11 protein-coding genes and 1 pseudogene are annotated in these 15,792 nt (G+C 62.3%); 5 read left to right on the top strand and 7 right to left on the bottom strand.

Annotated elements, in window-relative coordinates; genetic code table 11:
- Nucleotides 1–176: 176 nt before the first annotated feature.
- Entirely contained in the window at nt 177–449 is a 273-nt protein-coding gene (locus ACQKQA_RS27045; protein ID WP_427564209.1) for a hypothetical protein, read from the bottom strand.
- 515 nt (nt 450–964) lie between these two features.
- Between ACQKQA_RS27045 and ACQKQA_RS27040 the strand changes: the two genes are divergently transcribed.
- The 5 genes from ACQKQA_RS27040 (at nt 965) to ACQKQA_RS27020 (ending at nt 6,810) form a co-directional block, all read left to right on the top strand.
- On the top strand, nt 965–2,671 hold the full coding sequence (locus ACQKQA_RS27040; RefSeq protein WP_427564208.1) for an ATP-dependent nuclease: 1,707 nt from the start codon (nt 965–967) through the stop codon (nt 2,669–2,671).
- A gap of 419 nt (nt 2,672–3,090) precedes the next feature.
- Nucleotides 3,091–3,480 (top strand): RidA family protein, encoded by a 390-nt coding sequence (locus ACQKQA_RS27035; RefSeq protein WP_427564206.1) that lies wholly within the window; start codon nt 3,091–3,093, stop codon nt 3,478–3,480.
- 251 nt (nt 3,481–3,731) lie between these two features.
- Nucleotides 3,732–4,496 carry an IclR family transcriptional regulator gene (locus ACQKQA_RS27030; protein WP_427564204.1) on the top strand — a complete coding sequence of 255 codons (765 nt, stop codon included), beginning with the start codon at nt 3,732–3,734 and terminating at the stop codon, nt 4,494–4,496.
- A 25-nt stretch (nt 4,497–4,521) separates the two neighbouring features.
- A complete protein-coding gene (locus ACQKQA_RS27025; protein ID WP_427564202.1) occupies nt 4,522–5,739 on the top strand; it encodes an amino acid deaminase in 1,218 nt (405 codons plus the stop codon).
- Between the two features lie 159 nt (nt 5,740–5,898).
- Entirely contained in the window at nt 5,899–6,810 is a 912-nt protein-coding gene (locus tag ACQKQA_RS27020) for a sugar kinase (RefSeq protein ID WP_427564200.1), read from the top strand.
- Nucleotides 6,811–6,996: 186 nt separating this feature from the next.
- Here ACQKQA_RS27020 and ACQKQA_RS27015 read toward each other — a convergent pair whose 3' ends face one another.
- The 6 genes and pseudogenes from ACQKQA_RS27015 to ACQKQA_RS26990 all read right to left on the bottom strand — a co-directional run.
- Nucleotides 6,997–7,272: a peptidylprolyl isomerase gene (locus ACQKQA_RS27015; protein WP_011061856.1), complete on the bottom strand. Its 276-nt coding sequence runs from the start codon at nt 7,270–7,272 to the stop codon at nt 6,997–6,999.
- Between the two features lie 51 nt (nt 7,273–7,323).
- Nucleotides 7,324–9,861, bottom strand: coding sequence for a PAS domain S-box protein (locus ACQKQA_RS27010; RefSeq protein ID WP_427564199.1), 2,538 nt, complete (start codon nt 9,859–9,861; stop codon nt 7,324–7,326).
- A gap of 192 nt (nt 9,862–10,053) precedes the next feature.
- Nucleotides 10,054–12,009, bottom strand: a complete 1,956-nt coding sequence (locus tag ACQKQA_RS27005; protein ID WP_427564197.1) for an acetoacetate--CoA ligase — start codon at nt 12,007–12,009, stop codon at nt 10,054–10,056.
- Between the two features lie 216 nt (nt 12,010–12,225).
- Nucleotides 12,226–12,999 carry a 3-hydroxybutyrate dehydrogenase gene (locus ACQKQA_RS27000; protein WP_427564195.1) on the bottom strand — a complete coding sequence of 258 codons (774 nt, stop codon included), beginning with the start codon at nt 12,997–12,999 and terminating at the stop codon, nt 12,226–12,228.
- A 7-nt stretch (nt 13,000–13,006) separates the two neighbouring features.
- Complete coding sequence (locus ACQKQA_RS26995; protein ID WP_427564193.1) at nt 13,007–14,398, bottom strand: GntP family permease; 1,392 nt, start codon at nt 14,396–14,398, stop codon at nt 13,007–13,009.
- Nucleotides 14,399–14,682: 284 nt separating this feature from the next.
- A pseudogene (locus ACQKQA_RS26990) lies at nt 14,683–15,702 on the bottom strand (sigma-54 interaction domain-containing protein); the annotation flags it as partial.
- Nucleotides 15,703–15,792: the final 90 nt, after the last annotated feature.

The raw sequence follows: 15,792 nt of genomic DNA, 5'->3' as shown, positions 1-15,792 counted from the left end.
GTCGGCTTCGCTTCGACCTCCTCTCGATGTGTACGGCTTCGCCGTACGACGCTACGCGCCATCCCCCTGATGAACACCTCCACTCGGCCTGCCGATGGGGCGGGTGGATCAAGATCAAAAGCCAAAGCCAAAGCAGAGCGAAAGCAAGGCAGGAGCAAAGGCCAGGGCGGTGTGGTTTAAGGCTCTGGGAGTTCCATCGCCCGTTGTTCTGCCACGTGCAACACATCGCAGCCGTCCTGCAACAACAAGGTTGCCACGCTGGAGAAGCGCATCAGGTCGAGGTCGTCGGCGTTGCGGCGGGTCATGCCGGACACGCTGTCCAGCATGTCCCGGGCAGCGCGGATGCGCAGGCCGGCGTAGGTCAGTAGGTCAAGCAAGGGGGCTTGAGGGTTGATAAAGGCGACGGGGTGGTCGGTGGTGTTGGAGGAGGTGAACGGTTGGTAATCCATATCGGTGACGCTCCATAGAGAGTTGAGGAGCTGCCACATTTCGCGGCCAAACGAAAAGTAGGGTGGCAACTGTACGCGGGTTGGCCGACCGAGCTCTATGACCCCGGCACACCCGAAGGTGTCCCACGCACAGTCGCCATAACACGAACGTGCGAGCGCAAAAAAAGCGCCCGCTTTCGGATGGTGGCGCTGATGCGCATAGAGGGTCGGACGGCCAAGTCCGGTCGCTGAGTTTGCAACGACCGGCGAACTATAAGTAGATTCATGTACTAACGCAAGTTTGTTTTGTTTCTCGATACTATATTAATGGGTTCTCTCTACGAGGTTGGCATCGGGAGAAAGTGCTTTTAAGTAAATTTTCGAAATAGATATGTGATTTTAGGACTTTGAGCCAAGAGCGAGAAGTGAAGGAGTGGTAGGGTGTTTAAGAGTTTTGCCGGTTTGTTTATTTGGTGTTTTGATGTTGGGTTGGGTGTGTTATAAGTATTTATATTGTGTTCTGGTGAGGAGGGTGTATGCCGTACGTTATTAATTCGATTAAACCACATGGGCAGGCAGCAATTAGGCTCGGGAAGTTGACGGTTCTTGTTGGGGCTAATAACTCAGGGAAGTCAAGGACTTTAAAGGATTTGCATGAGTACATTGTCTCGGGGGATGCTCAGTCGGCAGTGATAGTTGGTGAAGTCGATGATTCATTTCCAGATGAAGCAGAGAGGAGAGCTGTAACAAGAATTCACCCGATGAATGGAATGTATCGCTTAAGCATGGTTGCTAGTAATTTGCGGGAAAGCCGTCAGATTAGTAGTAGTCTAGATACTTTTGAGTCTGCATTGAGTGCTTCAAAAGATACTATGGGTTGGATGGTAAAAAATGTGCATGAAACTTTGGGGCATTCATTTTTAGCTTATATCGGTGCAGAGGAGCGATTTGCTTTGTCTAACTCGTCGAGTTCATTTGATAATGTTAATGATCCGGCTGTTAATGCACTGCAGCAATTTGATGAGAATCGTTTGAAAGCACAGCCAGAGCTCCGTATTGCATTCAAGGATGCATTTGAAATGGATATAGGTTTAGATTGGTCTGGGCTCCAAAAGCTGCATCTGCGAGTTGGCGCTGAATTTGGGGATATTCCGGAGGGGCGAGACGATTTAAAAAAAGCTATGGAGTCTGCTGAGCTATTGTCTGATCAAGGTGATGGTTATCGCTCTTTTGCCGGAATAGCCTTGTCAGTGCTGACGTATGGTGAGCGCTTATTGTTACTAGATGAACCTGAGGCTTTTTTGCATCCAGCACAAGCAAGATCCTTAGGGCGATGGATCGCAGAACAAGCGACTTGCCGGCAAGGTCAAGTTATTGTTGCAACGCACAATTCTGATTTTTTGGAGGGGGTATTATCTGTTCCGGGGCAAGCGGACATTATTCGCCTAAATAGGAACGAGTTGGGAACAGAGTTTCACGTGATTTCGGCTAAAACCACATCCGAGTTGTTAACTTCACCAACTCTTTCTAGTCAGCCAGTTCTTGACTCTCTGTTCTATCGGGGGGTGGTGGTTTGTGAAGGAGATCCAGATAGGGCGATATATCAGACGGTTGCTCATAAAATTCTTAATAAAAGAGAGGTTCTGTTTATCCATAGTAATGGAAAGGATGCAGCTAAGCGGCCGTTGGAACTTTTAAAAATGGCGAAGGTTCCCGTTGCATGTATCTTGGATTTTGATGTGATTAATTCCGAGCGGGTGCTAACTGATTTGATTGTGGCGATTACAGGGGAGGCGCCAGAGGAGCGGATCCGAGAGTTGAGGGCGAGTATAGAATGTAGCCTAGAGGAGCCAAGCGACGCTGAAGCTATTACGTTGATCCGTGATGCGGTAGAGCAATGGATGGCTGTGGGCTATACAGATGTAAGAGCAAGTAGGAAAGCACTTGAGTCCGCTGTAAAGGCAGGGGCTTCTAAGTGGCAGGAAATTAAGAAAAAAGGTATCAATGGAGTGCCGAAAAAAGCGTTGACTGATGCTGAAGAGTTATTGGCGAAGCTGGGGTCGTTAGGGGTTTTCTTAGTGCCGAAGGGGGAGCTGGAATCGTGGCTCTGTCAAGATGTAGCTAAAGGGCAAGTTTGGAATCAGCGTGCTTTAATGGCGATTCATGAGGGGGGGTGTCCGAATGAACTAAAGGAGTTTGTTAAGGGGGTGATTGATAACTTTTTGTTGGCGATAAAGCGTTAGGTTTGGTTTTTAGTTTTAAGTGTGGATGCAAGGTCTATTCTATTGGGCTTTTTAGTGTTCTGACTTTTAAAATAAATTGCTGTCCTTGGTTGGTGGGGGTTAATTGGGTTGAATTGGGGGTTTAATAGAAAAGCTTATGCAGGATGTTTTTGTCGAGGCGGTGTTCAAAGGTAACTTTTTGTGCACTGCTTTGATATGTCTCACTACACGTTAACCCATTTACTCTTTCCTCCTGGCCCTATTTTTGTATCTCCCTATCCCATTGGTTCCAAAATTCTCCATATCCCTTTGTCATTGCGCCGTTTTCTATGGCATATTTTCCATTATTTCGTTCTTTGGTCCGCTATAGCGGAATATATCCTTCAAAGTACTTGTCATGCTTCGAGGAACCTTCATTTTCCAATCAGGAGAAACACCCAATGAGCATCACTCGCTACGGCACCGGCAGCACCGCCGGCGGTGGCCAACCCCGTCCTTTCGCTCGCGCCGTTGAGGCCGATGGCTGGTTGTATGTGTCGGGTCAGGTTCCGGCCCTGGAGGGCGAAATTATTCATGGCGGGATCGTTGAGCAGACGCATCAGACGATGCGCAATCTGGTGGCGATTCTGCAGGAGGCGGGGTACGGGCTGGAGGATGTGGTGCGGGTCGGGGTGTGGCTGGAGGATCCGCGGGATTTCTGGAGTTTCAACAAGGTGTTTGGCGAGTATTTCAAGCCGGAGCATGCGCCGGCGCGGGCTTGTGTGCAGGCCAGCATGATGGTGGATTGCAAGGTTGAGATCGATTGTGTGGCGTACAAGAAGAAGGCCTGACGCGGATCGCACACCTGTAGCCCTGTAGCCCTGTAGTCCTGTAGCCCTGTAGCCGCTGCCGAGCCCCAGCGAGGCTGCGATCGATCTGGGCGGCATTCCGACGACGCGGGCGCATGGATTTCAACATCGCCGCGTCCCCTTCGGGGCCGATCGCAGCCTCGCCAAGGCTCGGCAGCGGCTACAGGGATAGGTGCAAGGCCGGGGTTTGGGGGCGTCGGAGATTTCGCAATTTTTTTGGAAAAGGCACACAGATGACCGAAGACAGCATCAAGCGCCGGGCCAAGGGCTTGGACCGGGCGTTCGATATTCTCGATTTCTTGAAGGAGATCGGCCAGCCGCTGCGGCCCAACGATATTGCCAAGGGCGTCGGCAGTCCCAAGTCCACGGTGTACGAACTGGTGGCGTCCTTGCTGGAGCGGCGGATTCTGGAGCCGGTGGGCCAGGATGGGCATGTGTACCTGGGGCGGCAGTTGTATTTCCTGGGGCAGGCGCATTTGCGGCATTTCGATCTGACCCGCGAGGCCGATTCGGCGTTGCAGGAGATTGTCCGCCAGACCCATGAAACCGCACAGATGTGCCTGCTCAACGGGCGCAAATACACGGTGGCGCTGATGAAGGAGGGCGAGCGGCATTTTCGCATTTCCTCGGATATCGGTGAGAACGCGCCGATCCCCTGGACCGCGTCCGGGCGCTTGCTGCTGGGGCATTTGAGCGATGAGCAGATTGTCGAGCTGATCGATGAGCGCGACTTCATTCTCCCCGACGGTGAACGCCTGCCTGTGGCGACTTTCTTGAAGGAAATCCGCCAGGCCACCGAGGACGGTTTCTTCTCCTTCGATAGCGTGGCCGACACCTTTACCCATTGCTTCGCCGCCCCGGTACGGGACGCAAACGGGGTGTGCGTCTGCACCCTGTGCATCGTCGCGCCGCGGGCCGACGCGCAGAACAATTACGCCGATTACCGCCGGGTGCTGATCGACAGCGCGAATCACCTGGCCCGTCGCATCAACGACTAATGCCTGTGTGCTGAGGAGTTCGAACATGTCTTCTGCCTTGATCAATGCCGCCGTGGAAAAGGGCGCGGCCCCAGCCGGCGCGAGTTTGGTGCGCGACGTCAGCCTGCCGGCCCTGGTGCTGCACCGCGAGGCCCTGGAACACAACATTCGCTGGATGCAACAGTTCGTCAGCGACAGCGGCGCCGAGCTGGCGCCCCACGGCAAGACCAGCATGACCCCGGCGCTGTTCCGCCGCCAGCTGGAGGCGGGCGCCTGGGGCATCACCCTGGCCACCGCGGTGCAGACCCGCGCGGCTTACGCCCACGGCGTGCGCCGGGTGCTGATGGCTAATCAATTGGTGGGGGCGCCGAACATGGCGCTGATCGCCGAGCTGTTGGCCGACCCGGCGTTCGACTTCTATTGCATGGTCGACCACCCGGACAACGTTGCCGACCTCGGGCAGTTCTTCGCCGCGCGCGGGGTGCGCCTGAACGTGATGATCGAATACGGCGTGGTCGGCGGGCGCTGTGGCTGCCGCAGCGAGCAGGAAGTGCTGGAACTGGCCAAGGCGATCCAGGCGCAACCGGCCTTGGCCCTGTGTGGCATCGAGGGTTACGAAGGGGTGATCCATGGCGATCACGCTGTCAGTGGCATCCGTGAGTTCGCCGCGTCCCTGGTGCGCCTGGCGGTGCAGTTGCAGGACGAGGGGCTGTTCGCCATCGCCAAGCCGATCATCACCGCGTCGGGGTCGGCCTGGTACGACCTGATCGCCGAGTCCTTCGAGGCGCAGAACGCCCAGGGGCGCTTCCTCAGTGTGCTGCGGCCCGGCAGTTACGTGGCCCATGACCATGGCATCTATAAAGAGGCGCAGTGCTGCGTGCTCGACCGGCGTAGCGATCTGCACGAGGGGCTGCGCCCGGCGCTGGAAGTCTGGGCCCATGTGCAATCGCTGCCGGAGCCGGGGTTTGCGGTGATCGCCCTGGGCAAGCGCGACGTGGCTTATGACGCCGGCTTGCCAGTGCCGTTGTTGCGCTACAAGGCGGGCGTGCTGCCGGCCCAGGGCGATGACGTGAGTGCTTGCACGGTGACGGCAGTGATGGACCAGCATGCGTTCATGACGGTAGCGCCGGGGGTGGAGTTGCGGGTGGGGGACATCATTGCCTTCGGTACTTCGCATCCGTGCCTGACCTTCGACAAGTGGCGCAGCGGGTTGTTGGTGGATGAGCGGTTGCAGGTGCTGGAGAGCATGGAGACCTGTTTCTGAGGTCTGGCACCTGCTGCGCAGGTGATCGCAGGCAAGCCTCGCTCCTACGGGATTTTTGATCGTTCGCCCATTGGGTGTACGACTCGAATCCGTAGGAGCGAGGCTTGCCCGCGATGACGTTCTCTCCAACAACAAAAAACTGTCAGGGACATCTTCATCATGAACACCTCCAACCCGCGCATCGCCCTGATCGGCGAATGCATGATCGAACTGCAACACCGCGCCGACGGCAGCCTGCAACAGAGCTTCGGCGGCGACACCCTGAACACCGCCGTGTACCTGGCCCGGGAGTTGGGCGCGGGCGCCCGGGTGGATTACGTCACTGCCCTGGGTGACGACAGTTTCAGCGACGCGATGTGCCGCAGCTGGGCCGAGGAAGGTATTGGCCTGGGCATGGTTCAGCGTCTGCCGGGGCGCCTGCCGGGCCTGTACTGCATCCAGACCGATGCCCAGGGCGAGCGGCGCTTTCTCTATTGGCGCAACGAGGCGGCGGTGCGCGACTGCTTCACCACGCCGGCGGCCGAGCCGATCCTGGCGGCGCTGCCGGATTACGCGGTGCTGTATTTCAGCGGTATCACCTTGGCAGTCCTCGGCGAGCGGGGGCGCAAAAGGTTGATCGAGACCCTGGTAGAAGCACGGCGGCGGGGTGCCTGGATCGTCTTCGACAACAACTACCGGCCACGGCTGTGGGCCTCGGTGGCGCAGGCGCAGGCGGCGTATCGCGAGGTGTTGGCGTATGTCGATCTGGCGTTGCTGACCCAGGACGATGAGCAGGCGCTGTTCGGTTATGGCGACAGTGACGCGGTGTTCGCCGCTTACCCGCAGACCCCGGAAGTGGTGCTCAAGCGCGGTGCCGACGCCTGTCTGGTCCGTTGCCATGGCGAGTCGTTCAGCGTGCCGGCCCAGCGGGTGGCGAAGGTGGTGGATACCACGGCGGCGGGGGACTCCTTCAGCGCGGCGTATCTGGCGTGTCGTTTGCTGGGCGGCGACCCGCAGCAGGCCGCCGAGGCCGGACATCGTCTGGCGAGCCGGGTAATCCAGGCGCCCGGAGCGCTGATTCCAAGAACCTGACACCCGTAGCCCTGTAGCCGCTGCCGAGCCAAAGCGAGGCTGCGATCGGCACCGCAGGGGCCGCCAAACCTGGCGACGCGGTCTACCTGAAAGATCGGGGATACCGCCTTTGCGCCGGCTGCGCCGGCGATCGCAGCCTCGCCTTGGCTCGGCAGCGGCTACAGGGGCGCGTTATGAGCGCTGCTGTCAGTCGCGGAAAAACACCTGCACCAGGTGGTAACCGAACTTGCTCTTGATCGGCCCGTGCACGGTGCGCAGGGGCTTTTTGAAGATCACCTGGTCGATGGCGCCGACCATCTGCCCCGGGCGCACTTCGCCCAGGTCGCCGCCGCGTTTGCCGGAGGGGCAGGTGGAGTATTTCTTCGCCAGCACATCGAAGGCCTCGCCCTTGGCGATGCGCTGCTTGAGCTGTTCGGCCTCTTCGGCGGTTTTCACCAGGATGTGGCGGGCTTGGGCTTTCATGGGCGTGTGACCTTGTAGCGGGGAAACGGCGGCCGCGGATTATGCCTGAAATCAGGTGCGCTGGCCGATCATCTGACGAATCTTCTGGGCCAGGGCCTCGATGGAAAACGGCTTGGCCATCAGGTCCATGCCGTCGTCGAGAAACCCCCGGCGCTCGGCGGCCTTTTCCGCGTAGCCGGTCATGAACAGCACCTTGAGCTGCGGCCGGCGCTGGCGGGCGATCTCCGCCAGTTGCCGGCCGTTCATGCCCGGCAGCCCGACGTCGGTCACCAGCAGGTCGACCCGCAGGTCGGATTCCAGCAACGGCAGGGCGCTCCTGGCGTCCTCGGCCTCGTAGGCGGTGTAGCCCAGTTCGCTCAGGACATTGAGCACCAGCATGCGCACCGCCGGGTCGTCTTCCACCAGGATCACCGACTCACCCGCCACCGCGTAGGGCGCTTCGGCGCTGGCCGATGCCTGGCTGTCGGCCTGGGCACTGCTGTGCAGGCGCGGCAGGTACAGGCGCACGCTGGTGCCCTGGCCCGGTTCGCTGGTGATGGTCAGGTGGCCGCCGGACTGCTGGGCGAAGCCGTAGATCATCGACAGCCCCAGGCCCGTGCCCTGGCCGATGGGCTTGGTGGTGAAGAACGGGTCGAAGGCCTTGGCCAGCACCCGCGGGGTCATGCCGGCGCCGTTGTCGCTGACCCCGAGCATCACGTAGTCGCCGGCCTTGACCGGTTCCAGGGTGCCCAGGTCGCTGCCGTTGAGGTAGCTGTTGGCGGTCTCGATGGTCAGCACGCCGCCGTCGGGCATGGCGTCGCGGGCGTTGATCACCAGGTTGAGCAGGGCGTTCTCCAGCTGGCTGGCGTCGCTGTTGATCGGCCAGACGTTGCTGCCCAGGTTCATCTTCAGCTCGATATGCTCGCCCTTGGTGTGGTTGAACAGGTCGTGCAGCGAATGCACCAGCTGGTTCGGCTCCAGCGGCTTGCGGTCCAGGGACTGGCGTCGCGAGAACGCCAGCAGGCGGTGGGTGAGGGCGGCGGCGCGCTTGGCCGAGGACATGGCGGCGTCGGTGAAACGGCCGATTTCATCGCCCCGATCGTTGTCGATGTAGCGCTGCATCAGCTCCAGGCTGCCGATGATGCCGGTGAGCATGTTGTTGAAGTCGTGGGCGATGCCGCCGGTGAGCTGGCCCACGGCTTCCATCTTCTGCGCGTGGCGCAGGGCGTCTTCGGCGCGTTCGCGCTCGAACATCTCGCTCTGCAGGCGCTGGTTGGCGGCGGCCAGCGCCTGGGTGCGCTCGGCCACCCGTTCTTCCAGGGTTTCGTTGAGGTTGAGTAGGGCTTCCTCGGTCTGTTTGCGCTCGGTTTCGTCGCTGACGAAGATGTAGAAGCCGTTGATCGCGCCGTCGCCGCCGTAGCGCGGCAGGTACTTCATCAGCGCATGCCGCGCGCGGCCGTCGCGGTGCGGCGAGCGGGCCTCGAAACTGCAGGGCTTGCCGGCCAGGGCGGCGGCGATCTGCTCGGCGCGGGTGGCGTAGAGTTCGTCGCCGATCACTTCGCGGATGGTCCGGCCGTACAGCTCCTGCGGGGTCAGGCCGTACCAGTCGAGGTAGGCGCTGTTGTTCAGGCGAAAGCGTTCCTCGCGGTCGACATAGCCGATCAGCACCGGCATGGCGTTGATGATCAGCTGCAACTCGGTCTGGCTCTGGCGCAGCGCCTGTTCCATCTGCTTGCGGTCGGTCAGGTCCAGGGCGGCGCCGAGGAAGCGCACCGGCCGGCCGTGGTGATCCTTGTAGCAGCGCCCGCGGGCGAAGACCCAGCGGACCTGGCCGTCGGGCTGTTGTAGGCGGTATTCCTCGGCGTACTCGGTGCCGTGGGTGATGCAGTGCTTGATGCTGCGCGCCACCATGCCGCGGTCTTCCGGGTGCACGCCCTTGAGGTATTCGCTGATGGGCAGTTGCCCGGCCAGGGCCGGGTCGACGCTGTGCAGCAGGGCGAAGTGGGCGTCGGCGATAAAGCGGTCTTCGCCGATCTCCCAGTCCCAGGTGCCCACCGCGTCGGTGGCGGCCAGCGCCAGTTGCAGGCGTTCTTCGCTGGCGTGCTGGGCCTTGAGGCTGGCCGCCGAGCGCTGCTCCAGCTCCAGGGCGATGCGCCGGCGCTCGTTGGTCTCGATGCTGGTGACCAGGATCCCGGCGACCGCGCCGCTTTCGTCGCGGATCGGGCTGTAGGTCAGGTCCAGCCAGACCTCCGTCGCGCGGCCCTGGCGCTGCAGGGTAAAGGGTTTTTCGCTGAAGCTGCGCACCTGGCCTTGCAGTACGGCGCTGTAGATCGGTGCGGTGAAATCCTCGAATTCCGGCCAGGTCAGATGGGTCGGCTGGCCGAAGGCGCCCGGGTGCTTGTTGCCGGCCAGCAGGGCGAAGCCGTCGTTGTAGATCTGCGTCAGCTGCGAGCCCCACAACAGCAGCATCGGCATCGGTGAGTGGATCACGATGTCCACCGCGGTGCGCAGGCTCTGCGGCCAGCGCTCGACCGCGCCCAGCGGCGTGGCGGCCCAGTCCAGTCGGGCGATCAGGGTTTCGGCTTCGCTGGCGGAGGAGGGTGCGTTCATGTCGGGGGTGTCATCTGTCAGCGCGTGGGTGTGGCGGGTATTTCACCCGCTTTTGCCGCGTATGACCAGTTTGGCGGGGGCAGGCGAGATGGGCGGTGGGCAGGTCCGGCCTCTCGCGGGCAAGCCTCGCTCCTACAAAAAACACCGGTGCTTCTGTAGGAGCGAGGCTTGCCCGCGATGAGGCCCTCAAGGCTAGCTGCGCAATTCCGGCCGGTCGCGGAACTGCTCCAGCGCCTCGGGGTTGGCCAGGGCGTCGGTGTTTTTCACCGGCAGGCCGTGCACCACATTGCGCACCGCCAGCTCGACGATCTTGCCGCTGATGGTCCGCGGAATGTCGGTGACCGCGAGGATCTTCGCCGGCACATGGCGCGGCGTGGTGTTGGCGCGGATCACCTGGCGGATCTGCTCTTGCAGGGCCTCGTCCAGTTGCACGCCGTCCCGCAGGCGCACGAACAGCACTACCCGCACGTCATGCTCCCAGCTCTGGCCGATGGCCAGGCTTTCCACCACCTGCTCCAGCTTTTCCACCTGACGGTAGATTTCCGCGGTACCGATGCGCACGCCGCCGGGGTTGAGCACGGCGTCCGAGCGGCCGTGGATCAGCCAGCCACCGTCGGCCAGTTGTTCGGCGTAGTCGCCCTGGGCCCAGACCCCGGGGAACAGGCTGAAGTAGGAGGCGCGCAGTTTTTCCTGCTGCGGGTCGTGCCACAGGCCGATGGGCATGGCCGGGAAATGCCGGGTGCACACCAGTTCGCCTTTTTCCCCGAGCCGCGGCTGGCCCTGGTCGTTCCACACCTCGACCGCCATGCCCAGGCCCTTGCCCTGCATCTCGCCACGGCGCACCGGCAGCAGCGGGTTGCCGATGATGAAGCAGGAGACGATATCGGTGCCGCCGGACATCGAGGCCAGGCACAGGTCCTGTTTGAACGCGCGGTACACGTAGTCGAAGCTTTGCGGCGACAGTGGCGAACCGGTGCAGAGCAGGGTCTTGAGGCTGGCCAGGGCATGGCTGCGGCACGGCTCGATGCCGGCCTTCTCCAGGGCCACCAGGTACTTGGGGCTGGTGCCGAAGACGCTGATGCCTTCCTGGTCGATCAGGTCCACCAGGTGCTGGGGCCCCGGGTGGAACGGCGAGCCGTCGTACAGCACCACTGTGGCGCCCACCGCCAGCCCGGAGACCAGCCAGTTCCACATCATCCAGCCGCAGGTGGTGTAGTAGAACAGCACCTCGTCGCGGTGCAGGTCGCAGTGCAGGCCGTGTTCCTTGAGGTGCTGCAACAGCGTGCCGCCGGTGCTGTGGACGATGCACTTGGGCACCCCGGTGGTACCGCTGGAATAGAGGATGTACAGCGGGTGGGCGAAGGGCACGGCGACGAATGCCGGCTCGCCGCCGGGGCGGTAGAAGTCGTCCCACAGGCTGACCCTGGCCTGGGTCCGGTAGTCGCCGGCCTGCGCCTGGGGCCGGGCGTAGGGCACGATCAGCAACTGCTCCACGGACGGCAGGCGTTCGAGGACCTCGTTGACCTTGGCTGTCTGGTCGATGTCCTTGCCGGCGTAGCGGTAGCCGGCGCAGGTGAGCAGCACCTTGGGTTCGATCTGGCCGAAGCGGTCGATCACCCCATGGGTGCCGAAGTCCGGTGAGGAGCAGGACCAGATGGCCCCCAGGCTGGTGGTGGCGAGCATGCCCACCAGGGTCTGCCAGGTGTTGGGCATGCAGGCGGCGACCCGGTCGCCGAGGCCGACCCCGGCCGCTCGCAGGCTGTCCTGCAGGCCGGCGACATGGGCCGCCAGTTGGTTCCAGGTCAGTTGCTCGCGCTGGCCGTTCTCGTTGATCGCTACCACCGCGACGCCGTCGTCACGGCGCTTGAGCAGGTGTTCGGCGAAGTTCAGGGTGGCGTCGGGGAACCAGCGGGCGTCGGGCATCGCCGGGCCTTCGACCAGCACCGCGCTGGGCGGGTTATGGAACTCGACATCGAAGAAATCGACGATCGCCTGCCAGAAGGCTTCGCGCTGTTCGATGCTCCATTGGTGCAGGGCGGGGTAGTCAGCCAGGTCCAGATCGTGACGGTGATTGACCAGGCGCCGGAAGGCTTCCATGCGGGTCTTGCTGATGCGCTCGGCACTGGGTTGCCAGAGTAGTTCGGACATAGAGGCCTCTTATTCTTCTGATGCACACAACTCTATCTTGTCACGCGCTTTTGTAGCCGCTGCCGCAGGCTGCGATAGGTCCGCAGGACCTCCGGGGGGCTGGAGAGCGCTGCGACCGTTCCGGTCGATCGCAGGCTGCGCCAGCGGCTACAGGGTTCTGCGTCGTTCGTTAGTGCCGCGCACCTCCTGTGCAGGCTACAGGGGCTGATGCCGCCTTTATTGCGCCAGCCAGCCGCCGTCGATATTCCACGCCGCGCCACGCACCTGGCTGCCGGCCTCACTGCACAGGAATAGCACCAGTTCGCCCAGTTGCGTAGGGGTGACGAACTCCAGGGACGGCTGTTTTTCCGCCAGCAGGTCGTGCTGGGCCTGTTGCGGGTCGACCCCGGCCGCGGCGCGGTCGTCGATCTGTTTCTGCACCAGCGGGGTCAGCACCCAGCCCGGGCAGATAGCGTTGCAGGTGACGTTGCTGGTGGCGGTCTCCAGGCCCACCACTTTGGTCAGGCCGATCACCCCGTGCTTGGCCGCCACATAGGCGGCCTTGCCCACCGAACCGACCTGGCCGTGCACCGAGGCGATATTGACGATTCGCCCCCAGCCCTTGGCGCGCATGCCCGGCAGGCTCAGGCGGGTGCTGTGGAACACCGAGGACAGGTTGATGGCGATGATCGAGTCCCAGCGCTCCACCGGGAATTCCTCCACCGCCGCCACATGCTGGATGCCGGCGTTGTTGACCAGGATGTCGACGCCGCCGAACTCGCGCTCGGCGTAGGCCAGCATGTCGGCGATCTGCGCCGGGTCGCCGACGTCGGCCGGGTGATGGCCGACCTTGCCGCCGAACTGTTGGACCTGGGCGATGACCTTCGAGGCATCGCCGAAACCGTTGAGGATCAAGTTGGCGCCGGCCCTGGCCAGGCTCAGGGCTATCCCCAGGCCGATGCCGCTGGTGGAGCCGGTGACGAGGGCGGTCTTGCCCGCAAGATTGCTCATGGATACCTCACACAATGCCGGTGGCGTAGAAAGTGGCGATCACAACGAAAACGGCCAGGGTCTTGATCAGCGTAATGCAGAAAATGTCCTTGTAGGCTTCGCGGTGGGTCAGGCCGGTGACCGCCAGCAGGGTGATCACCGCGCCGTTGTGCGGCAGGGTGTCCATGCCGCCGCTGGCCATGGCGGCCACCCGGTGCAGCACTTCCAGCGGGATGTTGGCGGCGTGGGCGGCGCTGATGAAGGTCTCCGACATGGCCGCCAGGGCGATGCTCATGCCGCCGGACGCGGAGCCGGTGATGCCGGCCAGCAGGGTCACGGTGATGGCTTCGTTGACCAGCGGGTTGGGGATGCTCTTCAGCCAGTCCGAGAGCACCAGGAAACCCGGCAGGGAGGCGATCACCGCGCCGAAACCGTATTCCGAGGCGGTGTTCATCGCCGCCAGCAGGGCGCCGCTGACCGCGCTTTTGCTGCCTTCGGCGAGCTTGCTGCGGATGGCCGAGAAGCCGAATACCAGGACCATCAGGATGCCCACCAGCAGCGCCGCCTGGACCGCCCAGATGGCGGTGAGCTTGGCCACGTCGGTCTGCACCGGGGCGGCCATGCCGGCCAGGGCCAGGCTGTGGGTCTTGCCGTACCACTGGGGGATCCAGTGGGTGAACAGCAGGTTCATCAGGCCCACCAGCAGCAGCGGCGACAGGGCGATCCAGGGGTTGGGCAGCTGGATGTCGGCGGCGGTTTCCGGCTCGTTGCGCAGGTCCGTGCCGTAGCCTTCGCCGGCCTTGTGCGCCTTGTTGCGCTGGCGCTGGAGGAACAGCATGCCGGCGCAGAACACGAACACGGTGCCGATCACCCCCAGCCAGGGCGCGGCCCAGGCGGTGGTGTTGAAGAAGGTGCTGGGGATGATGTTCTGGATCTGCGGGGTGCCGGGCAGGGCGTCCATGGTGAAGGAGAACGCGCCGAGGGCAATGGTCGCCGGGATCAGGCGCTTGGGGATATTGCTCTGGCGGAACATCTCGGCGGCGAACGGATAGACCGCGAACACCACCACGAACAGCGACACGCCGCCGTAGGTCAGCAGGGCGCAGACCAGCACGATCACCAGCATCGCCTGGCGGGTGCCCAACAGGCGGATGGCCGCGGCGACAATAGAGCGGGAGAAGCCCGACAGCTCGATCAACTTGCCGAATACCGCACCGAGCAGGAACACCGGGAAGTACAGCTTGATGAAGCCGACCATCTTCTCCATGAACACCCCGGTGAAGGCAGGCGCCACGGCGGACGGGTCGGTGAGCAGGACGGCGCCGAGGGCGGCGATGGGGGCAAAGAGGATGACGCTGTAGCCACGGTAGGCCGCCAGCATCAACAGCGCGAGGGCTGCCAGGGCAATGATCACACTCATGGTGTGTCTCTCCAGGATTGTTATTTTTGTGGGGTGATGCGTGTGGAGGGGCTATAGCGAGTTTTGTGCCATGTCATTAAGTTATTGAAATATAAGTATTTTTGTATTTTTTTGGGCGACGGCGCAGGGTTTTGTCTCTGTTTTGAGATATTTTTCGGCCTTGAGGACGCCATCGCGGGCAAGCCTCGCTCCTACAGAAGCGTGCAGGGCTCTTGTAGGAGCGAGGCTTGCCCGCGATCAGCGCAAAGCGCTGGCTCTTTCTCTCTGTTGAGACGATTGTCTCTTTATCGAGACTCTTCGATCCCCAACGCCGCCATCTTCTTGTACAGGGTCGAACGCCCCAGCCCCAGGCGCGCCGCGGCTTCGTGGACCTTGCCGGCGCATTGCGCCAGGGTCGCCTCGATCAACTGCCGGTCGAAACGCTCCCGGGCAGCGGCGAAGGTTTCATGAGCCAGCACCTCGGCGACCGGGGCGTTGGCCGTGCGCGGCACCGGGCTGAAGGTGCCGATGGCCGCGCGCAGCTCGGCGGCGCTGAGGGTCAGGTCGTCGCTGAGCAGGGCGGAGCGTTCCAGCACATTGCGCAGTTCGCGGATATTGCCCGGCCAGGCGTGCTGGCCGAGCAGGGCCAGGGCGTCGGGGGCCAGTTCGTGCTGGCTGCGCAGTTCTTCGAGGATGGCTTCGCTCAGGGCCGGCAGGTCGTCCAGGCGCTCGCGCAGCGGCGGCACCTGGATCGGCAGCACGTTGAGGCGGTAATACAGGTCGGCGCGGAATTCGCCGCGCTTGATCGCCGCTTCCAGGTCGGTGGAGGTGGCGGCGATCACCCGCACGTCGCTCTGGATCACCTCGTTGGAGCCCACCGGCTCGAACTCTTTCTCTTGCAGCACCCGCAGCAGCTTGCTTTGCAGGGGCAGGGGCATGTCGCCGATCTCGTCGAGAAACAGGGTGCCACCCTGAGCGATCTGCAACTTGCCGGCGCGGCCCTTGCGGTCGGCGCCGGTAAAGGCGCCAGGGGCGGTGCCGAAGAATTCGGCCTCCAGCAAGGCTTCGGGAATCGCTGCGCTGTTGATGCTGACGAAGGCCTTGTGCGCCCGTGGCGAGGCGGCGTGGATGGCCTGGGCCAGCAGCTCCTTGCCGGTGCCGGTCTCGCCTTGCAGCAGCACCGGCGAGTCGGTGCTGGCGCTGCGTCGGGCGCGGCGTTTGACTTCCAGGCTGGCGGCGCTGGTGCCGATGAAGTGGGCGAAGTTGTATTTGGTCTGCCGCGCCCGCAGCAGCGAGCGGGTCGAGGCCAGCTCCTCCTGCATACCCCATCCTTGAGCAGCCATTTGGCGATATGCACGGCGACCACTTCGCCGAGAATCAACCAGCTGGGCACCAGCTCCCGATCCGCCCGTTGC

Origin of the sequence: Pseudomonas sp. NPDC089530, assembly GCF_050280705.1 — a bacterium.
Classification (GTDB): domain Bacteria; phylum Pseudomonadota; class Gammaproteobacteria; order Pseudomonadales; family Pseudomonadaceae; genus Aquipseudomonas.
The sequence above is the reverse complement of the archived record's forward strand: the minus strand, read 5'-3'. Positions and strand labels throughout refer to the sequence as shown.